Raw genomic sequence first — 24,754 nt, forward strand, 5'->3', positions numbered from 1 at the left:
GAAGGGATGTATCCGCTTCGGTTAAGTCTGTCAGACTTGACCTGAAACGGGTACACCCCTTCCGGTTATTGTTATCTTATTTATTTCCTCTAAAAGCAGCGCAGGCACTTCTTCCCTTTGCGGCACCAGCAGACACCACAATCTTGTCCGGTCTGTTTCGAATAGACTTCCTCCAAGCCCTAGTCCTCCACTTCCAAAGAGTGCATCTTCCTCTGAAAGGTCAGTCCATGACGTGCCTTCTGTTTTCTTTCCCTCGCACACTGCCGTTTTCTGCTTGCCCAATGAAGCATCTGCAATTCCTCGTCCCACCTGTCCGATGGTGACATGACGGTGCAGGCTCACAAACGCAGCATATTCCTTCCGGCTCCAGCGACGGAACCGAAGCATGACCTTTTGCGAACAGGGAGTGATACGATGCATCTGTTTTCTCTTTGTTTAAATGTATGGCTGCAAATGTATAGAAAAATCTACAGAAAATGCAAGGATTGAGGAGAATACGTTTTTTCGGTCTACAAATTCGCTTTTATCTTCTTTTCTATCTCTGCATCTGTTGTCTTTTCCGCATAGCCTTGAAACTTTGCAATTATCGTGCGATCTTTACCTATCAAGTAAAACTGCGGAACTCCGCTACCAGCCTGATAATCATTTATAAGTTTAGCAATTGTATCCTTATCGGCTGTCAGAAAACTGTATTCTATTCCCTGATTTTTCACATAGGCTTCGCAAGACGACTTCGACCTTCCCCACGTTTCCACAGCCAGCACTTCAAGCTCGTTCACCGCATATTCTTTTCTCAACCTATTCAAGAAAGGAATCGAAATCTTACATGGTCCGCAGCCTATCCCTGTGAACTGCAACAAGATGACCTTCGACTTTATACCGCTTAAAGAAACCTGCTGCCCCTTCATATCAGTAAGCGTCCAGTCTGGAGCTTTTTTACCCGTCATATCCACTGTCGCCTTCTGAGACTTCTCTCCTTTTATACGCCGCACATAATCTGCCGGATAATAATCTTCCGCCACAATTTTTCCCTTTCCATAAGGATTATACACAAAATCAGAACAAATACCCTCACTGATGCTATGCTGCATCTCCCTGCGATAACGATAAGGCATGTCATTTTCTTTTGAAATCCAGATTTTGTAAATAGATGTCGGATCATATATATACGGATTCTGCGGCATGTAACAAGCTTTACCAAAGAACTCCACCTGATACGGTGTATGGATACTTAATTCCATCAGATAATCTTTCCCCTCATCCTTCAAGCTGAGGACTATGCTATCCTGAGTGTTCAATACATACTCAAGAATGGATTTCATGCAACCAAAAGCTTGCGGCATAATAACTCTGAATGGAAGGGGACTTTTCTGAGTGAAATCATCTATCCTTACTTCTTTTTCTTCTTTCTCTATGTAAGCAAACACAGTTCCGTCATATACCCAAAGTGGTTGTCTGAATTCCTTATCCGAGGCACACAAGAAAGAATACCCCACAGCAGTATCCTGCGGATTCACATGCTCATAAATTTCTGTTGGCACACTGTACACCGGCTCTTTGTCTCCCGGTTCCCATGCCTTTTTCACACAATGATAGGTTACCGATTCTACAGCGTTCATTTTCTCCAGTACATGCGACAGATAGTCCGTCTCTCTATTTTGTCCGTAAGTCGGCAGAGCCAATAACATGGAGAAGAATAATATTACAATGATTTTCATGACATTATATTTCTATAAAAAATGAGCCCGCTCTAAAATACAGGATTACATTCCAACTTCTCTCAGAAGCATTTAAGCATAATTACAGCCCATTTTTAAAGCGGACTCAAACACAATTTACTGAAGTTTGAAGGAAACAGGTACGGTAAATTTTACCCTTACGATCTTCCCCCTCTGCATGCCCGGCTTCCACTTAGGCATGATCTGCAGCACGCGCAAAGCCTCTGCATCCAAATCCGGATCTACAGAACGAGCCACCTTGAATTCGGTAAGAGTTCCGTCTTTTTCCACCACAAACTGCACGATTACCCGTCCCTGCACATTATTCTTCATGGCATTTTCCGGATATTTCAGGTTGTTCTGAAGGAATTTCAACAACTCCTTCATTCCTCCCGGAAATTCAGGCATCTGTTCTGCAACCATAAACACTTCGTCTTTCGCTACACCGTCAGTAGGAGCCGCTACTGAATCTGGTGCAACGGTTTCTTCTTTGGCATCCTGTTTTTCGGATGCTCCCTGCGAGCAGGAGATGTTTCCGGCAACGAGTAGAGCAAAGGCCGGAAGCACGAACAGTGCATATTTGATATGCCCTGCAGCGTTTGATTTTTTCTTGTTCATCATAATGATACGTTGTTTAAGGTGAGAGAAGTTGAAATTATTGGATAACCCGTACTTGTGGTTGTAGGCCAACCCAAGCAGGTGATATTGATAGCTTTTAGTAGCAAACCCTGCCTCCATTACTTTCCTGTCGGCCAGGAACTCTAAGTTGAGTCTGACCTCGCGTTTCAGCAGCCAGGCAAAGGGATTCATCCAGCAGCAGATGCTGACCATCTCGGCAAGAAGTACATCGACAGAATGATGCTGCCTTACGTGCGCCATTTCGTGCGTCAGAATTTCACTGATTTCATCTTCCTTCACTGCGGCAGGATTCATGAAAATCCATCCGAAGAAAGAGAACGGTCCGGAAGGGTCATTCAAACATTTTACGCAGACGCCGTTTATCTCTTTTTCCGGCATACGTACAATGAGGCGATACAGACTGAATGCCTGAACCGCAAGCCGGACGAGCAATGCCACTACCCCGGCAAGATACAGATAGCCTATCCATTCAGACAGCACGAACACACGGTTCCCGGTTTCTGCTACTTCACTCCCTACCACAATCTCCGGCAGCACCGCAGAGTAATCAAAGTGAGTGAGCATAATCATGCGGTCACGGCTTTCCAGCCATTCACGCACCTCGATAAAAGGCAGAATGAATGGCAATACAAGCGACACTATCAGGATAAATCTTCTGGAACGAAAGAAGGTATCCCGCGTACATACCAGTTTATAGAGCGCGTAGAACAGGATTAATCCGACATTGACTTGAAGAAGGTATAGCATAGAAATAAGTTTTTATTTGTCTTCACGTTTTTCAATCAGGTTGATAATCTCATTCAGGTCTTCCTTGGAAATCTTCTGTTCCTTGGCAAAGAACGAAACCATCTCCTTATAAGAATTGGCAAAATAATTGCGCACAATGTTGCCCACAGACTTGCTGGTATATTCTTCCTGAGCCACCAAAGGAGTATACCGGTAAGTATTACCAAACCTTTCCGCCTGCAGGTATCCCTTCCGCTTCAGGTTGTTGATAATGGAGGCCACCGTGGTATAAGGTGGTTTAGGTTCAGCATAGCATGCCACCACATCCTTCACAAAACACGGTCCCAAGTTCCAAATAAAGCGCATGGCTTCTTCTTCCTGATAAGTTAGCTTTTCCATATCGAACGAGTTTTTCTACGAACTTTTCGCAAATCTACGAAATCATCGTAAACAATAAGCATTCAAATAGTTAATTATATTAAACAAGAAGTATATTTTCAAAATTTCCTATGACATTGCAGAAACGCAAGCGTATATAAAGAAATACGAACAGAAGATTTCTATGTTTCCTTTCCGGAAACCATACGGCTCTCCAGCCGGAAACCTACGTTTCCCGTAAAAGAAACGTAAGGTTCTGCCACGGAAAACGTAGAAAAGGAAAGAAAATTTACCCAAAAACGGATAAGCAATTATTTTCTTTTATTGAAAATAACAATAATGGCCACAATTGCTAAAAAAGCCCCAATGAGCAAAAGGGACGCCGCCCCTTTTGAAACCCCGGAGCCATGCGGCATGGGAACAAGGCAGGGGAAGTATTAACCGAAAAATGTATTACAGTTATGGGATATGCAGTTTTACATTTGGAAAAGGCAAAGGGTACGGACAGCAGGATGTCCGCACACATAGAGCGCACCGTCCACCCCAAGAACGCGGACAGAACGCGCACGCACCTGAACCGGGAATTGGTGCAATTCCCCGAAGGGGTGAGAAACCGTACGCAGGCGATAGCGCACCGGATAGAGACGGCAGGCATCAGACGCAAGGTGGGCACCAACCAGGTGAAGGCAATCCGGGTACTGCTCACCGGAAGCAACAAGGACATGAAGCAAATGGAAGCGGACGGGCAGCTTGACGGCTGGTGTAACGACAGCCTGCAATGGCTCCGGGAAACATACGGGGAGCTGAACCTCGTGTCGGCAGTTCTGCACATGGACGAAAAGACACCGCACATACACGCCACTATCGTACCGATAGTGACCGGAGAGCGCAGGAAAGCCAAAAAAGAAGAACAGAACGGGAAAAAGAAATACCGCAAGAAGAGCACGCAGGACGTGCGGCTGTGTGCAGATGATGTCATGGCAAGGCACAAGCTGAAACACTATCAGGACACCTACGCACAAGCCATGGGCAAATATGGCTTGCAAAGAGGAATAGACGGTTCGCTGGCAAAACACATCTCCACCATGCAATACTACAAGGAGCTGGTAGAGCAACAAGACAGTCTGCAGGAGAACATAGAAACCCTGCTGGGACTGGAAGAGGAAGCGCAGAAGAGGTTGAAGCAGGTCAAGGGGGAAATCAACACGCAGAAGATGAAGAACGCGGCGGTAAACGCCACCACAGCCATAGCGGACGGGGTGAGTTCTCTTTTGGGAGGCAGCAAGGTCAGGAGGCTGGAAACGGAGAATGAAAGTTTGAGGCAGGGCATTGTGAAGCTGCAAAAGCAGGTACAAGCCGAACAGAGGGAACAGAAGAACATGGAGAACCGCCACAACAGCGAGATAGTCAGGATAGACCGGAATTACCAACAGAAAATTGCAGGGTACGACAATAGGCTGAAACAGATAGATACCTATTTCCCTATCGTAACGGAACTGCTGCCCATAGCCGAGCAATGCCGGGAAGTGGGATTCACCGAGGAACTGACAAGGCGAATCGTCAGCCTGCAGCCCGTAGGGTTCAAAGGCAGGCTCTATTCGAAAGAACACAAGGAGAGGTTCAGGACGGAGCACTCAACGGCAACCGTAGAGAGAAACCCGCAGGAGAATGGGAAATTCAGGCTGTGCATTGACGGAATGCCACTTCTTGAATGGTTTAGGATGAAATTCCAAGAACTTAAAGAGAAACTGGGTGTAAGCCACACCCAAAAAGAAGAACCGAGAAAGGGGGTGAGAATGTAATGTTTTACTGAATATCTACTTCTAATGTTTGCTACGTATCTCTATTTGAAAGGTATCTAACAGAAGTGGTAAACGACTTATTTCTTTGAAAACAAAAGAAATGCTGTATCCGTCTCTCGTGTACAGCATTTTTTTGTACATTTGTCATTGACTTTTATAATATACGTGTATGAATCCATTTAAACAATCAATCCCGTAGAGTACTGTTAGTCATTAGAACTTTAAACTAATAATTTATGAAGCAGGAAGAAGTTATCTACATAGAAGGAGTTAATAAGCGAGAAATAAAATCTATCGTAAAACGGTTTTGTTCGGAAGAAAGCGGAAAAGGAGTTCGCTTCACCGTTTACTTGCATCGTTTGGAAGGAAAGGCTTATGCGCTGAATTTCCCGCAAGCAATTCCTTTTGACCTGTTTTGCGAATTACTCTTTAAACTTGATACATTGCCTAATGACAAAAGGAAAGTACGCGCATACTGCAAAAGGAAGCAGAAAGGAAGTGGATTGCCTGCCGAATCTATGATTTATGTGAATGATAGCAGTAAGTCGGACTTTGCGGCAGTAGATACTAAAGGAAATGTATACGAAGATGATATAAACACAGAACCTTATTCCTTTAAATCAACAGGGGAACAGGCTATCTATATCCCTTTCATGGATACAAAGTTTCCAAGTGCAAGCAACATACATGCTTTTCGGGCAACGGAAGAAAAGTTTAGCTTGTGGCAACGTATCTGCAATAAAGTGCAGGGATTTATGGAAGATTGGCGTTCGTGCACCTCAGGGTGTTTGCCTATAATCATAGTTCTTGGGCTTTTTTGTTATAGCGCATCACTGAACCTTCGCACAGCAGACGGCAATTTGAGTTGGTACTTACTTCTAATAGGAGTGTTGGTCGGATTATTAACTTCTTTTACGAAACATAGATATTCTATCAATGTGGTTATAGTGTGGTTTGCTATACCCGTTCTGATATACATACCCAATTACTACTTTTCCGGACCCCTCGAAAAACGTAAAGCGGTAATAGAAAAAATATATAAAGGAGGTAGGCACAAGCGCACAACCTTTGCCCGATTACGCTTTGGAAATGATGATACTTTTACAATAGGCTACAAAGTAAATGAAAATTTGATGCACGTAGGAGACACATGTATATTGAACATAGGCAAAGGACTATGGGGTATAGATGTGTGTCGTGGTGTAATGTGTAATGGCAAACAAATATGGGAACATTAAAGTTGTACTGTTTATGAAAAAATATCAATTCGATTTATCACATCCTTATTTACTGCACAGGAGTAAAGAGACTCCATACTTTTTTTTCTTTGCAGCTTTTGTGAGTTTTGCCGTAGGATTGACATCAAGAGATATTAGTCTATTCGGCATTGTCCTTTCTCTAATCCTTATGGTTGTAGGCATCAATAAATTAAAAAGGAAAGACAAGATAATGCGGATAGACAAACAAGGGATAACTACGGAAGAGAAAGGTACAATCCATTGGAATCGAATAAAAAGATGTTTTTACATAAGTTTTCCAACTACACAGTGGCAACCTAAATCCTTTTTGGAAATTGTATTAAAGAATGATGAACATATCTCCATTCTACTTAATGAATATTCCTGTAACGGTAGGAAATTACAAGCCGCAATTGACTTTTATTCAGGTAGGAAATTATTTGGACGGATTGCTCAAGATGATAAAGATGAACTGAAAGGATTACTGACGGGGTTTGCTTTTGTTCTTGTATTCATTTTGTTTGTTATGCTATTGGTATATATGAATAATTCATCCAATTAGGACTGAAATAGCTTCTCCTATTACCTTTTGAAATAAAAACGCCCAGTTTTACATTAGTGGGTGTAAAACTGGGCGTTATTTTTGTAAACTATTGATTTTCAATGTTTATTGCGGTGCGTACGGGACTCGAACCCGTGACCCCATGCGTGACAGGCATGTATTCTAACCAACTGAACTAACGCACCATTAAGTTTTTTCGTTGCTATCTCTCTCGATTGCGTTGCAAAGGTAGTGCTTTTTTTTGAATCTGCAATAGCTTTCCGAAAAAATATTCAAAAAAGTTTTACAGTCCATTTTTTAGAAAGCCACGCATAGAAGCTTCTTACAAAAACCTTGTCAGAAAACTACCATCACAGACAAACTTTTTGTCGCTTTTATTAGGAGATTGTTTATAATTCGTTACTTTTGCAAAAAACTATTTTTCTACAAAAAAAACAGCACTGAATGAAAATTGCAATCATAAAATACAATGCAGGCAACCTCTTTTCGGTAGATTGTGCACTGAAGCGACTGGGTGTGGAACCTGTCATCACCAACGACAAGGAGACACTGCTCAGTGCCGACAAGGTAATTTTTCCGGGAGTGGGCGAAGCACGTACCACCATGGATTACCTGAAAGCTTGCCACATGGATCTTCTCATCAAAGAACTTAAACAACCAGTATTAGGTATTTGCCTGGGGATGCAGCTACTCTGCCGCCATTCGGAAGAAGGTGATGCGGACTGCCTGGGAATCTTCGATGCAGAAGTCAAGCGATTCCAGTCGACCAATCCTGAAGAGAAAGTTCCTCACATGGGATGGAACACATTGTCACATCTCCGCAGCCCGCTCTTTCAAGGTATAAAAGAAGAAGAATTCGTATATTTCGTGCATAGTTTCTATGTGCCGGTCAACGAATTTACAGCGGCTACAACCGACTACATCACCCCTTTCAGTGCAGCCTTGCACAAGGATAATTTCTATGCCACCCAATTTCATCCGGAAAAAAGCGGAAAGGTGGGAGAATGTATCTTGCGCAACTTTTTGAATCTCTAATCCTGAAACATTATATAAAAATATGATAGAACTTATACCTGCCATCGATATCATCGACGGGAAGTGTGTACGACTTTCTCAGGGCGACTATCAGTCAAAAAAGGTTTACAACGAGAATCCGGTGGAAGTGGCCAAGATATTTGAAGCGCATGGCATCCATCGCCTGCATGTGGTCGACCTGGACGGAGCGGCTTCCAAGCATGTGGTAAACTATAAGGTACTGGAAGCACTGGCCGGACAGACTTCGCTGGTCATTGACTTTGGCGGAGGCATCAAAAGCGATGAAGACTTGCACATTGCCTTCGAAAGCGGAGCGCAGATGGTAACGCTGGGCAGCATCGCCGTAAAGGAGCCGGATACGTTCAACCGATGGATGGAGGTATATGGCAGTGAACGGATTATTTTAGGAGCGGATGCCAAAGACGGGAAAATAGCCGTCAACGGATGGCTGGAATGCAGCCGTCTGGAGCTGATGCCGTTCTTGGATGACTATATAAAGAAAGGTGTCGCAAAGGTACTCTGCACAGACATCTCTCGCGACGGTATGCTCAACGGACCATCTTTGGAGCTATACAAGCAAATCATGGAGGCTCACCCCGACCTGCATCTGATAGCCAGCGGAGGCATCAGCGGCATGAAGGACATTGAAGCACTGAACGAAGCAGGTATTCCGGCAGTGGTATTCGGCAAGGCTTTCTATGAAGGGCGTATCACCCTGCAGGAGTTGAAAGCTTTTCTTCCTTAACTCTTAACTCAAGAAACTGATTATGTTAGCAAAAAGAATCATACCCTGTCTTGACATCAAAGACGGACAAACAGTGAAGGGTACCAACTTCGTCAATCTGCGACAAGCGGGCGACCCGGTAGAGCTCGGAAAGGCTTACAGTGAACAAGGAGCCGACGAACTGGTTTATTTGGACATCACTGCCAGCCACGAAGGACGGAAAACGTTTACGGAGCTGGTAAAACGCATCTCTGCAGAAATCAACATTCCTTTCACCGTGGGAGGAGGTATTCATGAACTGAGCGATGTGGAACGTCTGCTAAATGCTGGAGCCGACAAAGTGTCTATCAACTCTTCGGCCATCCGGAACCCGCAGCTCATCGATGACATCGCCCGTCATTTCGGATCACAGGTGTGTGTGGTAGCCATTGATGCCCGACAGACCCCGCGAGGCTGGAAATGTTACCTCAACGGAGGAAGGCTGGAGACCGACCGTTTTCTTATGGAATGGGCGGAAGAAGCCAACAGCCGTGGAGCCGGGGAAATCTTATTTACCAGCATGGACCACGACGGGGTAAAGGAAGGATATGCCAACGAAGCACTGGCTGAGCTGGCTGACCGGCTGACCATTCCGGTCATCGCTTCCGGAGGAGCTGGCAAGAAAGAGGATTTCCGTGATGCGTTTACGTTAGGAAAAGCTAATGCCGCTCTGGCTGCCAGTGTTTTTCACTTCGGTGAAATACCAATTCCCGAATTAAAAGATTACCTTTGCAAAGAAGGTATCGCTGTGCGCAGATAACTATTTCAACTAACTATATTATATAAAGTAAAATTATGGAACTGGATTTTGAAAAAATGAATGGCTTGATTCCGGCCATTATCCAAGATAACTATACACAGAAAGTATTGATGCTGGGATTCATGAACAAGGAAGCCTACGAGAAAACCATGGAAACGGGTAAAGTGACTTTCTTCAGCCGTACCAAAAACCGCTTGTGGACCAAAGGAGAAGAAAGCGGAAACTTTCTGCACGTGGTTTCGGTAAAAGCTGACTGCGACAACGACACACTGCTCATCATGGTACATCCGGAAGGTCCTGTCTGCCACAAGGGTACAGATACTTGCTGGGGAGACAAGAATGAGCAGGACATCATGTTTTTGAAAGAGTTGCAGGATTTCATTGACCGTCGCCGTCAGGAAATGCCGGAGAAATCGTACACCACCAGCTTATTCAATTCGGGAGTCAACAAGATGGCACAAAAGGTGGGCGAAGAAGCTGTGGAAACCATCCTCGAAGCCTGCAACGGAACCGACGAACGCCTGATTTACGAAGGAGCCGACCTGCTTTACCACTTGATTGTACTGCTTACTTACAAAGGCTACCGCATTGAAGACTTGGCCCGTGAATTGAAAGAGCGTCACAGTGCCACCTGGAAAAAACACTAATCACGAGATATGGAAGAACAACCACTCATTTCTTACCAGCACGTAAACGTGAGCCTGCAAGGGCAGGAGATTCTTTCGGATGTAAACCTGGAACTCCGAAAGGGCGAATTTGTCTATCTCATCGGGAAGGTGGGTAGCGGAAAGTCTACTCTCCTGAAAACCATCTACGGTGAGGTGGAGATTGATGACGGAGAAGCATGGGTGCTGGGAAATGCCATGCGTAGCCTGAAACAAAAGGATCTCCCTACCCTTCGCCGGAAACTCGGTATTGTGTTTCAGGACTTTCAGCTATTGACAGACCGTACCGTGCACGAGAACCTGAAATTCGTGCTTAAAGCTACAGGCTGGAAAAACCGTACGGAAATAGAACGGCGAATTGGAGAAGTCTTACAGCAGGTAGGCATGGAAAACAAGGGATATAAAATGCCCAACGAACTTTCCGGTGGAGAGCAGCAACGTATCGTTATCGCCCGGGCCATCCTGAACAAGCCGGAAATCATACTGGCCGACGAGCCGACTGGCAACCTGGACGTGGATACCGGACGCCGCATCGTGGAATTATTGCAGGACATCTGCCGCCAGGGCTCAGCCATTCTGATGACTACGCACAACTTGAACTTGAACTTGCTTTCGGAATATCCCGGAAAAGTGTACAAATGCGAACATCACCGGCTTACGGAAACGACAAATTCATAAAAAAGACAAAGGAGTAAAAGGATTTTTGCCAAAATGACCTCAAAATAGGGTTTTTATTATTACATTTGCTCCCGAAATTAATTAATTATAGAACATTTAAAATTCGAAACGTAAAATGAAAGTTTTAAAGTTTGGAGGTACATCTGTGGGTTCTGCACAAAGAATGAAAGATGTGGCCAAATTAATCACTGACGGCGAACAGAAAATTGTAGTCCTGTCTGCCATGTCAGGTACGACTAACACATTAGTTGAAATTTCGGATTATCTGTACAAGAAAAATCCAGAAGGTGCAAATGAAATCATCAATAGACTGGAAGCAAAATATAAACAGCACATTGATGAATTGTATTCTACCGAAGAATATAAACAGAAAACACTGGATTTTGTAAAATCTGTATTCGATTACATTCGTTCTTATACGAAAGACATATTTACTTTATTTGAAGAAAAAGTCATCCTGGCTCAGGGAGAAATCATCTCTACCAACATGGTGACCAATTACTTGTGCGAACAGGGCGTAAACGCCACATTGATTCCGGCATTGGAATACATGCGTACCGACAAGAACAGCGAACCGGACCTGACTTACATCCGCGAAAAGCTGTCGGCACAACTGGAAGCTAACCCGGATTATGAAATCTATATTACTCAGGGATTTATCTGCCGCAACGCGTACGGTGAAATCGACAACCTGCAACGTGGAGGAAGTGACTACACTGCTTCTCTGATTGGGGCCGCCATCAATGCCTCTGAAATCCAGATCTGGACAGATATCGACGGTATGCACGACAACGACCCGCGTGTGGTAGACAAGACTTCTCCGGTACGTCAGCTTCACTTTGAAGAAGCAGCTGAACTGGCTTACTTCGGTGCGAAGATTCTGCATCCTACTTGTATCCAGCCGGCTAAATATGCCAACATTCCGGTACGTTTGCTGAACACCATGGAACCAACCGCTCCGGGTACACTGATTTCTAACGATACGGAAAAAGGTAAAATCAAAGCAGTAGCTGCCAAAGACAACATCACGGCTATCAAGATCAAGTCAAGCCGTATGCTGCTGGCTCACGGTTTCCTCCGCAAGGTGTTCGAAATCTTTGAAAGCTACCAAACTCCTATTGATATGGTATGTACTTCAGAAGTGGGTGTATCAATGTCGATTGACAACACGAAACACCTGAACGAAATCGTAAACGACCTGAAGAAATACGGTACGGTAACGGTAGACCATGACATGTGTATCGTTTGTGTAGTTGGTGACCTGGAATGGGAAAACGTAGGTTTCGAAGCAAAAGCACTAGATGCAATGCGTGAGATTCCAGTACGTATGATTTCATTCGGCGGAAGTAACTACAACATTTCTTTCCTGATTCGTGAATCAGACAAGAAACAGGCTCTGCAATCTTTGAGCAACGTGCTTTTCAATGGTAACCAGAAATAAAAGCAACCTTTTATAAAAGCTAAAGGCGGAGGATACGGTCAGTAAAAACCGCATCACCGCCTTTTTTATTCTTCTAATATAATAACAATCACAACTAAACTCGTTTTATGAAAGCTAATTTTCCAATAGAACAATTCCGGAAACTGGAAACTCCATTTTATTATTATGATACGAATCTGCTCCGTGAAACTTTGAACAAAATCAAGGAAGAAGCAGGAAAATACAATAAATTCTGTGTGCATTATGCAGTAAAGGCAAATGCCAATCCGAAAGTGCTGGGAATTATCCGTGAAAGCGGACTAGGTGCCGATTGCGTGAGTGGAGGAGAAATCCAAGCGTCCATCAAAGCCGGTTTCCCGGCTAGCAAGATTGTATATGCCGGAGTAGGAAAAACAGACAAGGAAATCAATTTGGGACTGGACTATGATATTTTCTGCTTCAACGTAGAGTCTATCCCGGAACTGGAAGTTATCAATGAGTTGGCCGCCGCAAAGAACAAGATTGCCCGTGTGGCTTTCCGTATCAATCCGGATGTAGGCGCTCATACGCATGCCAACATCACTACCGGACTGGCAGAAAACAAATTCGGTATCAGCATACAGGATATGGACCGCGTGATTGACTTGGCACTTGAAATGAAAAACGTGAAGTTTGTGGGCTTGCACTTCCACATCGGCTCACAGATTCTGGATATGGGTGACTTTGTGGCACTCTGCAACCGTGTGAATGAGTTACAGGAAAAGCTTTTTGCTCGCCAGATTATCGTGGAACATATCAACGTGGGAGGTGGCTTAGGCATTGATTATGCACACCCTAACCGCCAGCCGATTCCTGACTTTGCAGAATATTTCGCGACTTACCACAAACACCTGCACCTGCGCCCGCAACAAACGCTTCATTTTGAATTGGGACGTGCTGTAGTGGGACAATGCGGAAGTCTCATCACCAAGGTGACTTACGTGAAACAAGGTACCAACAAGCAATTTGCCATTGTAGACGGAGGTATGACCGACCTGATTCGACCGGCTTTATATCAGGCTTATCATAAGATTGAAAACCTGACCTCGGAAGAACCTGTAGAAACATACGATGTGGTAGGTCCGATTTGTGAATCATCCGATGTCTTTGGAAAGGCTATCGACCTGAACAAAGTACATCGTGGCGACCTGATTGCCCTGCGTTCTGCCGGTGCTTATGGCGAAATTATGGCTTCAGGATACAACTGTCGTCCGCTTCCGCAAGGATACACCTCGGACGAGTTGGTATAAACAACAAGCGAAACATCATTTATTATTGAACAACTCAAAGGTAAATTTGCATCCCACGGAGGTAAATTTACCTTTTTCATTTCCGATAAAGACACCCACATCAAACAAGTGGGTAGCAAACCCGTAACCGAATTCCAGGTAAGGATTCAGATGAGGCATAAAAAGGATACCCGTATAAATACGTTCCTTCTGTACGAACGACAACAGACGAGTGACCGGATATAAGAGTATGAAAGGTGCCTCAAAAGTCAGATTTCCTCGTATGTAGTGACTGGAAGCATTATACCAGCGACCGTCCAGCATCTGAAACGTACCTCCAATATCGTCATTCCATCCCTGAGGAAGATTCAAGTTGGCAAAATGCGCATAATCCACAAAGTACATATCCGACTGGTTAGTAAACATTCCAGCCCCCACATGATAAGCCAGTGAACGCACATTTTTCAAACGAATGACCTGCTCTACAGAGCCTTCAATTCGTTCGTAGGTACCGGAGTTCTTTAAGACTTTGATACCCCGTTCATAATCCAGCATAAAGGTAGGAAAGAAGGAACCGACATTTATCTTTCGGTTACCGTTCATATAGTAATACATACCCGGCGTCCATTCCAAACGAATACGAGGAGCAAAACTATTATAATTGGAACGTACACGCGCTTCTACCTCCGGTGAACTTTTTGTATATCGCCAATGCATGGCCAAACCTGTGCCCAGCTTTAAGCCGTTACACAGCTCTATATTATGCGATACATCCACATATACATCCTTAAAGTAATCCAGTTCCAGTCCATCGAACGTAAAGGCACTGTCCGGAATCTGCTCCAGCTGATCAAGCACAACACTACTGTAAATACGGTTACCATTTCCTCCATGTATCTCAATGGACCCCAGCTTTCGAGGGTTGTAAATATATTCCACATCTGCCTTGGCATAAAATTCTTTCTTTGTAAAATTATAACCAATCTGAGGAACAATACGCAACAGGCGCCCGTCATGGAAAAGCTTGTTGTACTTAAACACCTGTCGATAGGATATTCCGTTCCGGTGGCTATAACTCACTAATAAGGGATTGATAATCGGAGAGCAGTTAATGCTTCCCACTTTAGAGATGTCAATGTCATAACTGCTGATCAAGGCATCCCCCAACTGGCCCAAGAATACCATGTTCTTCTTCAGTTTCGTAGGCTCTGCCTTTATCGTATCGGCCTCCCGTTTCAATCGCCGCTCATCTGCCGAACGGTAAAGCGAATCCTCATAAGCAGACAAAGGAATCGGACGGATGCGGTTGAACGAGTCACGCTCCACCACAAGCCGGCTAGTATCACACGACAAGATATAAGAATTCGACAGATTATGGTCGTTCGTTTTCTTGACAATCCATTCCTCCCCCGGCTTACGATAAACGACCGATGAATACTTCATCCACCCCGTGTACTTCATCTCCAGATGATTCTTCAGGAACTTGAAGTTCAAGTCAAGATTCAACAGTACCGGAAGATATTTCGTATCGTCCTCCTCTCCCATTTGCATGCTCAGTTGGAACCTTACCAGGTCATAACGTCCCTTGAGATTCATTCTTCGGATAGTCCAGTCGGCTGATGAAAGCCACAGAAAACCTTCCACCAACTGCGTGCTCCGATAACGAGGTACGACACGAATGCAATACAATTCTCCCCCCAGCCGGTGTTCTACCCTTTCAAGCAAATAATGATAATGCACCTGGGCCTTTCTGTTCAACGGTGAAAGTATCCTGTTGCCCATCAGCGAAGGAGCATAAATATTGAACTTCATGTAGTCCATAATGTCGAATATCTGCCCTCTGGTGCTGGGGAAAGTCGTAGATATTGCCCTGACCTTTCGGTCATAAATGGCAGGAGCCGTATATTGCAGTTCACTGATAGACTCATGAAAATAATCATTAATTCCCTTCTCCAGGCGAAACATGGAAGGTACATACTTGATAATCCGGTTTTGCTTGTGTACTTTCAAATGACCTTTCAGATACAAATCGCCCTTGTATCCCTTCACTTCATGCGAATAAATGGAAGCAGAATGAAACATATGCTCCATAATAGAATCGGCAACGACAGGCTTTTTCGGAAGAGCTGGAGCATTGTCGCGAGCCATTCCTTGTCGCGGAAAGCCGCTGAGCAGACACACCATCAGCAAGCCCCACAAAGCTACATATAAGCCTTTCAATTTTCGCATATTCATGGCAAATATATAACAAACCACTTATCTGAAGCCATTTTTATGAAGAAAAAAAAGAATATTTTCAATTTTTCTTTGTACCTTTGTGCTAAATAACATGGTTTTGGAACATTTTATGGTAAAAAAGGAATTAACAGAAGCTGAGATTGCCGAAAGTATACCAGATTTATGGCAACCATTAACACAGCAACAACGCGAACTGCTGGCACAAAACTTTACGATTCAGAAATACAAAAAGAACGAAACGATTTATTGCGAAGGTGAAACACCAGAGAATTTAATGTGTTTGCTGAACGGAAAGGTAAAAATCTACAAGGATGGCGTAGGAGGACGCAGCCAAATTATCCGAGTTGTAAAGGACAAAGAATATTTTGCCTATCGTGCCTATTTTGCGGAAGAGAACTTTGTGACCGCAGCAGCTGCCTTTGAACCATGTACCATGTGTCTGATTCCTATGCCTATCATCGTACAGTTGATTATGGAAAATACGGAGCTTGCTATGTTTTTCATCAAACAATTGTCGAAAGACTTGGGAATTTCGGATGAAAGAACTGTCAACCTGACCCAAAAACACATTCGGGGACGTCTAGCCGAATCATTGCTCTTCCTGAAAGATACTTACGGCATGGAGGAAGACCAGTGCACACTAAGCATCTATCTCTCCAGAGAGGATTTGGCCAATCTTTCTAACATGACCACTTCCAATGCCATCCGAACTTTATCAAATTTTGCCGCCGAAAAACTGATTATCATCGACGGACGAAAAATAAAGCTCATTGACGAAGAGAAATTAAAGAAGATAAGCAAGATTGGATAAACTTTTGTGGATAAACATCCCATGTTTGTTCATTCATCAAGTGATATTGTTTCTACAACAAAAGAAACAATATCACTTTTTTTATGTCTCTAAATCCCAATACCTGCGTATTCAATTCCTTATATAAAAACTTGCTAAATTCATTTTACGAACGTACTTTTGTGTCAAAATATCATTTATATTACATTTATACTGACATGGGAAATACCACACACAAAGAAGAAACCCACAAAACTCTTCTCGCCCGGATGCGACAAAGACTGAAAGAACGAAAACGCCGGGTGATGCGCCTCATCGAGTTGAAACGTCTTCGGAGAATACGTAAAAAGACTGTACCCGGGTACACCTATTGCAAGAATTGCGGTACCAAGCTAGAGGGAATGTATTGCCATTGTTGCGGACAATATGCCCTCGACATCTACCAACCTTTCTGGAAATACCTCAGACAATACATTGAAAATGTCTACCAGTTTGACAGCAAAATCTGGCAAACTTTGTGGCTGATGTTCACCCGCCCCGGATTCTTGACCAACGAATTCAATGCCGGAAAAATCAATTCCTACGTACATCCTTTCCGGCTCTATATGTGCATCTCCGTCGTTTTCTTTACCCTTTTCTTCATGATAGCCTCCGACAAAGCCAATCAGGCATTGCAAGCTGTAAGCTCACTAAACATCAACGACAGAATTGTAGCACAGCTCAAATCATCTGCTACCCTGCCCGATACATGTGTGTATGTATACCAAGGCCCTGAGTTAGTGAAAGCCTTTCAAGAAAGAGGAGTAGAAAAGGCCGAGGAGCTGTTCAAAGTGCAACGCCTGGACGACCGGTTCTCTCTTTCCTACATGCGAATGCCCCAAATCGTGGCCGACTCCTGCCTGCATGAAACAACTCTCCGGCAAAAAGACCTGAATACTATTCTGAATCTGAAAAAAGTACAAGGTGAATACTTGAATAATCTGATTGAGGAAGAAGAGATTACCTCTGAATCCCTGCAAGCCGCGCGCCATTTCCTGGTAGACTCCACCGGTACCGCTCTTACTCCCGTATACGAATGGAGAGAAGACCATAACGATGAAGCACAGCAACTTCGTCAGGAATCCTTTCTCAACCAGTTTTTTGGAGATTTATCCAAATGGACTCCGCTCTACATGATGTTCCTTCTGCCACTGTTTGCCTGGCTTTTGCAGGGAATGTTCCGGAAATCTAAACTTCCTTACATGTGGCATTTCGTACACGCGATTCACCTGAATACCGTGTTTCTGATACTGATTCCTATTCCACTGGTACCCGTGCTGACAAGTGACACTTTTATGGAATCACTTAAGGGAAACATGCCAATGTATACTCTCCTTATCTTCGTAGCAGGCATGTTTGTGTACACCTACATTTCCCTGCACACGGTATACCGCCGGGGATGGATACGTACATTTGTCAAGACAATCGTTTTCCTGGCTGTCTTTACCTTCATTTCACTAGCCATTGCGGCTGCGCTATTGGTATTCCTGCTTTCCACTCTTTCTGAGCAGCTTTAATATCAAACATTCACATAAAAAGAGCACTCCCGAGACATAACATTCATCTCTCAGAAGTGCTCTTTGCTTCAATATCCCTCATTTAGTCACTTAGATTTCCCGCAAAGCCTTACAGAGCTGGTCGGGACAAGAAGTCGGCTTCCCGCCACAACGGATACCTTCCAGACGAGCAATCACTTCATCTATTTTCATACCTTCCACCAGGGCTGAAATCCCTTTCAAGTTTCCATTGCAACCACCGGTAAAATGCACGCCCTTCAGTATGCCATCCTCTACCTCAAAATCAATCTGAGAACTGCATGTTCCCATCGTACGATAAGTATATTTCATTGTCATCAATATGCTAGTCGAGTTAACATAAAAAGAGAACGGAGCACCACTTGCCGGATCATTCCGGCCGGATACTCCGTTCCGTCATTATCTTTCAAGAAAAGCTTATTCAGCGTCTTCTTCCGGTTTCATGTTAGTATATACGGTCTGTACGTCGTCAAACTCTTCCAGACGTTCTACCATCTTATCGATAGTTTCACGCTGTTCCGGAGTCACATCTTTCAGGTCGTTCGGAATGTAAGTGAAATCACCACCGACATCTTCAAAACCACATTCTTCCAGATGCTTCTGAATAGCCGCATAGCTCTTCGGATCACCGTAGATAGTGATAGTTCCTTCTTCCGGATCTTCATCGAATTCGTCTTCTACGTTGTAGTCAATCAAGTCCAGAATCAGTTCCTCCATATCCAGTCCGTCTTTCTTCTTGAAAGTAAACACACACTTGTGGTCGAACAAGAAAGCCAATGAACCAGTTGTTCCCAAGTTTCCGCCAAACTTGTTGAATACCGAACGAACATCAGCTACGGTACGAGTGGTATTATCAGTCAGTGTATCTACGAATACGGCGATTCCGTGAGGACCGTATCCTTCGTAAGTCATGCTCTTGTATTCGCTTTGGTCCTTACCCATTGCGTTCTTGATGGCACGTTCAATGTTATCCTTCGGCATGTTTTCACGCTTACAAGTAGCGATTACCGAACGCAAAGTCGGGTTGTTTTCCGGTTCCGGACCGCCAGCTTTTACCGCAATTGCAATTTGTTTACCCAGACGTGTAAAGGTCTTTGCCATGTGACCCCATCTTTTCAGCTTTGCAGCTTTTCTATATTCAAATGCTCTTCCCATTGGATGATATTTTAAATTTATTTTTAATGAGTTTCTTTTTCACTATTCTGTACCAGCTTACAATATTTCCAGTACGACACACCAGCGAGACACAAGCATATTGCCCCGCCCGTGATAGCCAGCACATTTCTCCACGTTTCATTCGAAGAAAAATGCCAGAGCACCATTCCAGCCTGCAGAGCCAGAAACAATTCGATGTAAAAAGCCGCCAGGTATCCCCTTTTGGCTTTTATGTGATAATCTGGTTTAATATTGTAACGCATCATTTTTTACAGTTATCGAAGCACTGCTCCCAGCTTGTTCTGCAAGTTACCAATCAACTTCTGCATGAACTTGTCAATCTGCTTGTCGTTCAGTGTAGCGTTTTCATCCTGAAGCATAAAGCTTACAGCATAGCTCTTCTTGCCAGCTTCCAAGTTCTTTCCTTCGTACACGTCGAACAATTCTACAGACTTGAGCAATTTCTTATCGGTTTCGCAAGCAATCTTTTCGATTTCAGCAAATTGCACCTTCTTGTCAATCAGCAATGCCAAGTCACGTTTTACAGCCGGGAACTTGGAGATTTCCCTGTAGCTTACCGTATTGCCCTTGATGGCCTTCATCAGTTCTTTCCAGTTCAGGTCGGCATAGTACACTTCATTATCGATATCGAACGCTTTCTGAATCTTCTTGCAAACCACACCAAAGGTAGCCAGCAATTTACCGCCACGGGTGTGTACAGAGATAGCTACCGAGTAGATGTCATCTGAAAGGTTACCGAACACCAGTGAGCCAAAATTCACACCCAGGCGACGAAAAATGTTCAGCACGTAAGCCTTCAGTTCATAAACTGAAGCGTTTTCGTCGGCATGAGCCCACGAGTTGCTTACACGCTTTCCAGTAACCCACAAGCCCATGTGCAACTCTTCTGAATAGCCTGACAACACTTTTTCCGGATTCTTCTTCTCTGCATGGAAGTGATAGCAGTTACCGAATTCGAAGAACTTCAAGTCAGCATTCTTGCGGTTGGCATTGTGCTGGATGCTTTCCAGACCACCAAAGAGCAAAGTAGCACGCATCACGTTCAGGTCGTTGCTCAACGGGTTCATCAGGCGTACCAGATTTTCCGGTTTGTAAGTTTCCAGTCCGTCGTAATAAGCGGCCGCAGTCAAAGAGTTATTCAGGATTTCATTGAATCCGCAACCCACCAGCTGTTCGCCTACCAGGTTCTGGAGTTTCACCGATTTATCCACTTCTCCCTTCACGCTCAGGCTTGATTTCAGGGTAGTAGGAATTTCTACATTGTTATATCCGTAGATACGAAGAATATCTTCTACCACGTCGCACGGACGCTGCACGTCTACACGGTAAGGAGGAATCTGCAAAGAAAGACCTTCAGCCGTTTCTTCCACAATTTTCATTTCCAAGCTGGTTACGATGCTCTTCACCGTTTCTGCCGGAATTTCCTTTCCAATCAGCGAGTTTACATAATTATATGAAAGTTCTACCGCGAAATCGGCAATCGGGTTCGGATAGTTATCCTTGATATCAGAAGCAATTTCACCTCCGGCCAGTTCTTTCACCAGCAGAGCAGCTTCCTTCAAGGCATAGATAGTGATGTTCGGGTCGATGCCACGTTCGAAACGGAAAGAAGAGTCGGTGCTCAATCCGTGACGGCGGGCAGTCTTACGCACCCATGTAGGATGGAAGTAGGCACTTTCCAAGAACACGTCAGTAGTAGCCTCAGTAGTACCTGAATCCAGACCTCCAAACACACCGGCGATACACATCGGTTCTTCCGCGTTGCAAATCATCAGGTCTTTGTCAGACAATTTACGTTCCACTTCATCCAGTGTAACGAACGGAGTTCCTTCGGCACAAGTCTTCACCACAATCTTGCCGCCCTTAATCTTGTCGGCATCGAAGCAGTGCATCGGCTGGCCGTAAGCATGCACAATGTAGTTGGTAATATCGACAATGTTATTGATAGGACGCACACCGATAAGGCGGAGCTTGTTCTGCAACCATTCAGGACTTTCCTTTACCGTTACTCCCTTGATGGCTACTCCAGCATAACGCGGGCAAGCTTCGGTATTTTCCACCACGATGTCGATGTTCATGTCGTGATTGTCTACCTTGAAAGCATCTACCGAAGGACGCTTCAACGTAGCTTTATGACCGTTTTGAATAAGCCATGCGTAGAGGTCGCGTGCCACACCGTAGTGTGAGCAGGCATCGGCACGGTTCGGAGTAATGTCCACTTCGAGCACGTATTCGCTCTTCACGTTATAGTAATCCTTGGCCAGTGTACCCGGAACTACGTCAGTAGGCAATACGATGATACCTTCGTGGCTTGTACCCACGCCAATTTCATCTTCGGCACAAATCATACCGTTTGATTCCACGCCACGGAGCTTCGACTTCTTGATGGTGAAACATTCGTCACCATCGTACAGTTTTGTACCCAGCGTAGCTACGATAACCTTCTGTCCGGCAGCGACGTTAGCGGCACCACAGACAACCTGCACAGGTTCTCCCTGTCCTAAGTTGACGGTCGTAATATGCATGTGGTCAGAATTGGGATGCGGCTCGCAGGTCAGCACTTCGCCTACTACCAGACCTTCCAATCCTCCCTTGATAGTTTGAACTTCTTCCACTCCCCCAGTCTCCAGACCGATGGAAGTCAGTGCGGCTGCCACTTCGTCCGGAGTAAGGTCGAAGTCGACGTATTCTTTCAGCCAGTTATAAGAAATATTCATATCGTAATAGTATTTTATAATTTCCCAAACAATGATGTGCAAAGTTAATACATATTTGGGATATAAGAGGTAAGACAAAAAATATTTTTAGCCAAAAACCATCAGAACGGTACATCGGGCACAGGTGCACCAAACGGATTGTCGGGCATAGGAGGCATCTCTGCGGGTGGAGGTGGTACAAAGTCCTGTCCGCCGCCGTTATTCATCTTCGAACGGAGCACCGGAGCCTTCTTCTCTTCACCCGGCATCGGTACAATCATGTCGTCATCAGGGTTCTGAAAACGGGCATATTCGCCACGGAAACGGAGCAGCACATCACCCACGGCACCGTTACGATGCTTGGCGATAATGATTTCGGCCATGCCGTGCAGGTCGTTTCCTTTCTCGTCGGTGTAAATCTTGTAGTATTCCGGACGGTGGATAAAGCACACCATGTCGGCATCCTGCTCAATGGCTCCCGATTCACGGAGGTCACTCAATTGCGGACGCTTTCCGTCGATACCTTCACGGTTCTCTACTCCACGGTTCAACTGGCTCAGCGCGATAATCGGGATGTTCAGCTCCTTGGCCAATCCCTTCAACGAACGCGAAATGGTGCTGACCTCTTCCTGACGGCTTCCGAACGACATACCGCTGGCATTCATCAGCTGGAGGTAGTCGATGATGATGATTTTCACCCCATGCTCACGTACCAGACGACGTGCCTTAGTTCGCAATTCGAACACGGACAAAGAAGGCGTGTCGTCCACGTAAAGCGGTGCGTCGTAGAGTTCTTTTATCTTGTAGTCGAGCTGTCCCCACTCGTAAGGTGCCAGCTGACCGCTCTTGATTTTCTCGCCCGGAATTTCGCAGACGTTCACGATCAGACGGTTTACCAGCTGCACGTTGCTCATTTCAAGCGAAAACAAGGCTACGGGCACTTTGCTGTTCACCGCCATGTTCTTGGCCATGGAAAGCACGAAGGCCGTCTTACCCATGGCCGGACGAGCCGCAATGATAATCAGGTCGGAGTTCTGCCAGCCGGAGGTCATCTTGTCCAGCTGATGGAATCCGCTCGAAAGTCCGCTCAAACCGTCGGTACGTGCCGCCGCCTTCTGAAGCATTTCATAGGCCTCCTGAATAACCGGATTAATCTGCGTGTAGTCCTTCTTCATGTTCTGCTGAGAGATTTCGAAGAGCTTTCCTTCAGCTTCCTGCATCAGGTCGTCCACGTCCTGCGTCTCATCGAACGCCTTGGTCTGTATATTGCTCGTAAAAGAAATCAGCTCACGTGCCAGAAACTTCTGGGCAATGATGCGGGCATGGTACTCAATGTGAGCCGACGAGGCCACCTTACCACTCAGCTGAGTGATATAGAACGGTCCGCCCGCCTCTTCCAAGTTACCGCGCGAGCGCAACTGCTCGGCCACGGTCAAAATATCAATCGGTTTCTGTTGAATAGCCAAGTCAGTAATGGCCGCATAAATCAGCTGGTGCCGGTGTTCGTAGAACGACTCCGGACGAAGAATCTCGCTCACCAGCGAATACGCATCCTTCTCAATCATCAGCGCACCCAGCACGGCTTCTTCCAGTTCGGGAGCCTGAGGCTGAAGGTGGCCGTACTCATCCATCGGCTTGGTCTTAGCCGTCTTTGCCACACGTGTATTTCTTCTCGGTTCTGCCATTTTATTTTTGTTTAAGTGGGGCAAAGATACGATTTTTTCCGTGAATCCCGATTTTCTCGAAACTTTCTGCTATATTTGAGAAACGAAAAAACAAACGACCTTATGATTACATTTCCAAATGCCAAAATAAACCTTGGCCTGAATATTATTGAAAAACGTCCCGACGGTTACCATAACCTGGAAACTATTTTCTACCCCATCCATTTGCAAGACGCACTGGAAGTAACACGAAGAGAAAATAACGATGCTCCTTATACGCTTCACGTGAAAGGTACGGCTATCGAGGGTAAGCCGGAAGACAACTTAGTGGTCAGAGCCTACGAATTACTGAAAAAGGATCATGACATACCGCCCGTTGACATCCACTTGTTCAAGCACATCCCCACAGGTGCCGGACTGGGAGGTGGTTCGTCTGATTGCGCGTTCATGATTAAGTTGCTGAACGAGAAATTCCGTCTGGCACTGAGTCTGGAGGAGATGGAAGACTACGCCGCCCGTTTAGGAGCCGATTGTGCTTTCTTCATCCGCAACCAGTCGGTATTTGCCACGGGCATCGGTAACCTATTCGAACCTGTCCGTCTTTCGCTTTCGGGCTATTACCTGGTGCTGGTGAAACCGGACATCTTCGTATCCACGCGCGACGCTTTCGCACACATCACTCCCCGTCGGCCGGAAGTTTCGTTGAAAGACATCATCTGCCAGCCGGTAGAAACGTGGAAGGACAACATGAAGAATGATTTTGAAGACAGTGTGTTCCTGAAATATCCGGAGATTGCAGCCATCAAGGACGAATTGTATGACCTGGGTGCGGTATATGCCAGCATGAGCGGATCCGGCTCATCGGTTTACGGTATCTTCCGCCAGCCGGTAGAACACGTGGACGAGAAATTTGGCGGATGCTTCTGTCGTCAGAGAGAACTGAACTAATTGGAGTCCGGTTCTT

At 45.1% G+C, this 24,754-nt stretch carries 23 protein-coding genes and 1 tRNA gene; 13 read left to right on the plus strand and 11 right to left on the minus strand.

Annotated features, from left to right (window positions below; translation table 11 throughout):
- Positions 1 to 30 precede the first annotated feature (30 nt).
- The 4 genes from WKT20_RS10030 to WKT20_RS10045 all read right to left on the minus strand — a co-directional run bounded on the left by WKT20_RS10030 (position 31) and on the right by WKT20_RS10045 (position 3,482).
- The gene (locus tag WKT20_RS10030) at positions 31 to 420 is read right to left on the minus strand and encodes a hypothetical protein (RefSeq protein WP_118242636.1); all 390 of its coding nucleotides are present in this window, start codon (positions 418 to 420) and stop codon (positions 31 to 33) included.
- Positions 421 to 509: 89 nt separating this feature from the next.
- Positions 510 to 1,718, minus strand: a complete 1,209-nt coding sequence (locus tag WKT20_RS10035; protein ID WP_118242638.1) for a TlpA family protein disulfide reductase — start codon at positions 1,716 to 1,718, stop codon at positions 510 to 512.
- Between the two features lie 117 nt (positions 1,719 to 1,835).
- The gene (locus tag WKT20_RS10040; RefSeq protein ID WP_340417307.1) at positions 1,836 to 3,104 is read right to left on the minus strand and encodes a M56 family metallopeptidase; all 1,269 of its coding nucleotides are present in this window, start codon (positions 3,102 to 3,104) and stop codon (positions 1,836 to 1,838) included.
- Positions 3,105 to 3,116: 12 nt separating this feature from the next.
- Positions 3,117 to 3,482 (minus strand): BlaI/MecI/CopY family transcriptional regulator, encoded by a 366-nt coding sequence (locus tag WKT20_RS10045; RefSeq protein WP_117702350.1) that lies wholly within the window; start codon positions 3,480 to 3,482, stop codon positions 3,117 to 3,119.
- Between the two features lie 440 nt (positions 3,483 to 3,922).
- On the opposite strand from WKT20_RS10045, the gene mobV reads away from it, so the two are divergent.
- The 3 genes from mobV (at position 3,923) to WKT20_RS10060 (ending at position 7,063) form a co-directional block, all read left to right on the plus strand.
- Entirely contained in the window at positions 3,923 to 5,263 is a 1,341-nt protein-coding gene (mobV, locus tag WKT20_RS10050) for a MobV family relaxase (protein WP_118242661.1), read from the plus strand.
- A gap of 236 nt (positions 5,264 to 5,499) precedes the next feature.
- Positions 5,500 to 6,501: a hypothetical protein gene (locus tag WKT20_RS10055; RefSeq protein ID WP_340417308.1), complete on the plus strand. Its 1,002-nt coding sequence runs from the start codon at positions 5,500 to 5,502 to the stop codon at positions 6,499 to 6,501.
- Positions 6,502 to 6,514: 13 nt separating this feature from the next.
- Positions 6,515 to 7,063, plus strand: coding sequence for a hypothetical protein (locus WKT20_RS10060; RefSeq protein WP_302462627.1), 549 nt, complete (start codon positions 6,515 to 6,517; stop codon positions 7,061 to 7,063).
- Between the two features lie 111 nt (positions 7,064 to 7,174).
- Here WKT20_RS10060 and WKT20_RS10065 read toward each other — a convergent pair.
- Positions 7,175 to 7,248: transfer RNA gene (locus tag WKT20_RS10065), tRNA-Asp, on the minus strand.
- Positions 7,249 to 7,507: 259 nt separating this feature from the next.
- Between WKT20_RS10065 and hisH the strand changes: the two genes are divergently transcribed.
- The 7 genes from hisH (at position 7,508) to lysA (ending at position 13,673) form a co-directional block, all read left to right on the plus strand.
- Entirely contained in the window at positions 7,508 to 8,098 is a 591-nt protein-coding gene (gene hisH, locus WKT20_RS10070) for an imidazole glycerol phosphate synthase subunit HisH (RefSeq protein ID WP_117700604.1), read from the plus strand.
- A 22-nt stretch (positions 8,099 to 8,120) separates the two neighbouring features.
- Positions 8,121 to 8,843: a 1-(5-phosphoribosyl)-5-[(5-phosphoribosylamino)methylideneamino]imidazole-4-carboxamide isomerase gene (gene hisA, locus WKT20_RS10075; RefSeq protein ID WP_118163132.1), complete on the plus strand. Its 723-nt coding sequence runs from the start codon at positions 8,121 to 8,123 to the stop codon at positions 8,841 to 8,843.
- 22 nt (positions 8,844 to 8,865) lie between these two features.
- Positions 8,866 to 9,621 carry an imidazole glycerol phosphate synthase subunit HisF gene (gene hisF, locus WKT20_RS10080; RefSeq protein ID WP_117700602.1) on the plus strand — a complete coding sequence of 252 codons (756 nt, stop codon included), beginning with the start codon at positions 8,866 to 8,868 and terminating at the stop codon, positions 9,619 to 9,621.
- Between the two features lie 35 nt (positions 9,622 to 9,656).
- Positions 9,657 to 10,268, plus strand: coding sequence for a bifunctional phosphoribosyl-AMP cyclohydrolase/phosphoribosyl-ATP diphosphatase HisIE (gene hisIE / locus WKT20_RS10085; protein WP_007561805.1), 612 nt, complete (start codon positions 9,657 to 9,659; stop codon positions 10,266 to 10,268).
- Positions 10,269 to 10,277: 9 nt separating this feature from the next.
- The gene (locus WKT20_RS10090) at positions 10,278 to 10,964 is read left to right on the plus strand and encodes a cell division ATP-binding protein FtsE (RefSeq protein WP_340417309.1); all 687 of its coding nucleotides are present in this window, start codon (positions 10,278 to 10,280) and stop codon (positions 10,962 to 10,964) included.
- A gap of 115 nt (positions 10,965 to 11,079) precedes the next feature.
- Positions 11,080 to 12,405, plus strand: coding sequence for an aspartate kinase (locus WKT20_RS10095; protein ID WP_117700600.1), 1,326 nt, complete (start codon positions 11,080 to 11,082; stop codon positions 12,403 to 12,405).
- Positions 12,406 to 12,512: 107 nt separating this feature from the next.
- Positions 12,513 to 13,673: a diaminopimelate decarboxylase gene (gene lysA / locus WKT20_RS10100; protein WP_117700599.1), complete on the plus strand. Its 1,161-nt coding sequence runs from the start codon at positions 12,513 to 12,515 to the stop codon at positions 13,671 to 13,673.
- Positions 13,674 to 13,688: 15 nt separating this feature from the next.
- Here the strand turns inward: lysA and WKT20_RS10105 are convergent, their stop codons facing one another.
- Positions 13,689 to 15,887, minus strand: a complete 2,199-nt coding sequence (locus WKT20_RS10105) for a DUF5686 family protein (protein WP_117700598.1) — start codon at positions 15,885 to 15,887, stop codon at positions 13,689 to 13,691.
- Between the two features lie 112 nt (positions 15,888 to 15,999).
- Between WKT20_RS10105 and WKT20_RS10110 the strand changes: the two genes are divergently transcribed.
- Together WKT20_RS10110 and WKT20_RS10115 are read left to right on the plus strand one after the other, a co-directional pair.
- Positions 16,000 to 16,701: a Crp/Fnr family transcriptional regulator gene (locus tag WKT20_RS10110; protein WP_117700662.1), complete on the plus strand. Its 702-nt coding sequence runs from the start codon at positions 16,000 to 16,002 to the stop codon at positions 16,699 to 16,701.
- 197 nt (positions 16,702 to 16,898) lie between these two features.
- Positions 16,899 to 18,236, plus strand: coding sequence for a DUF3667 domain-containing protein (locus WKT20_RS10115; RefSeq protein ID WP_340417310.1), 1,338 nt, complete (start codon positions 16,899 to 16,901; stop codon positions 18,234 to 18,236).
- A 90-nt stretch (positions 18,237 to 18,326) separates the two neighbouring features.
- Here WKT20_RS10115 and WKT20_RS10120 read toward each other — a convergent pair whose 3' ends face one another.
- The 5 genes from WKT20_RS10120 to dnaB all read right to left on the minus strand — a co-directional run bounded on the left by WKT20_RS10120 (position 18,327) and on the right by dnaB (position 23,811).
- Positions 18,327 to 18,566, minus strand: coding sequence for a TIGR03905 family TSCPD domain-containing protein (locus tag WKT20_RS10120; protein ID WP_117700661.1), 240 nt, complete (start codon positions 18,564 to 18,566; stop codon positions 18,327 to 18,329).
- Positions 18,567 to 18,671: 105 nt separating this feature from the next.
- Positions 18,672 to 19,409, minus strand: coding sequence for a YebC/PmpR family DNA-binding transcriptional regulator (locus tag WKT20_RS10125; RefSeq protein ID WP_117700596.1), 738 nt, complete (start codon positions 19,407 to 19,409; stop codon positions 18,672 to 18,674).
- A gap of 23 nt (positions 19,410 to 19,432) precedes the next feature.
- Entirely contained in the window at positions 19,433 to 19,675 is a 243-nt protein-coding gene (locus WKT20_RS10130) for a hypothetical protein (protein ID WP_117700595.1), read from the minus strand.
- Between the two features lie 9 nt (positions 19,676 to 19,684).
- Entirely contained in the window at positions 19,685 to 22,147 is a 2,463-nt protein-coding gene (pheT, locus tag WKT20_RS10135; protein ID WP_340417311.1) for a phenylalanine--tRNA ligase subunit beta, read from the minus strand.
- Positions 22,148 to 22,248: 101 nt separating this feature from the next.
- Positions 22,249 to 23,811, minus strand: coding sequence for a replicative DNA helicase (gene dnaB / locus WKT20_RS10140; protein ID WP_022054401.1), 1,563 nt, complete (start codon positions 23,809 to 23,811; stop codon positions 22,249 to 22,251).
- A 102-nt stretch (positions 23,812 to 23,913) separates the two neighbouring features.
- Between dnaB and ispE the strand changes: the two genes are divergently transcribed.
- Positions 23,914 to 24,738 carry a 4-(cytidine 5'-diphospho)-2-C-methyl-D-erythritol kinase gene (gene ispE, locus WKT20_RS10145; RefSeq protein ID WP_340417312.1) on the plus strand — a complete coding sequence of 275 codons (825 nt, stop codon included), beginning with the start codon at positions 23,914 to 23,916 and terminating at the stop codon, positions 24,736 to 24,738.
- Positions 24,739 to 24,754: the final 16 nt, after the last annotated feature.

Origin of the sequence: Phocaeicola sp. ICN-14070, from assembly GCF_037892625.1 — a bacterium.
Taxonomy (GTDB): domain Bacteria; phylum Bacteroidota; class Bacteroidia; order Bacteroidales; family Bacteroidaceae; genus Phocaeicola; species Phocaeicola plebeius.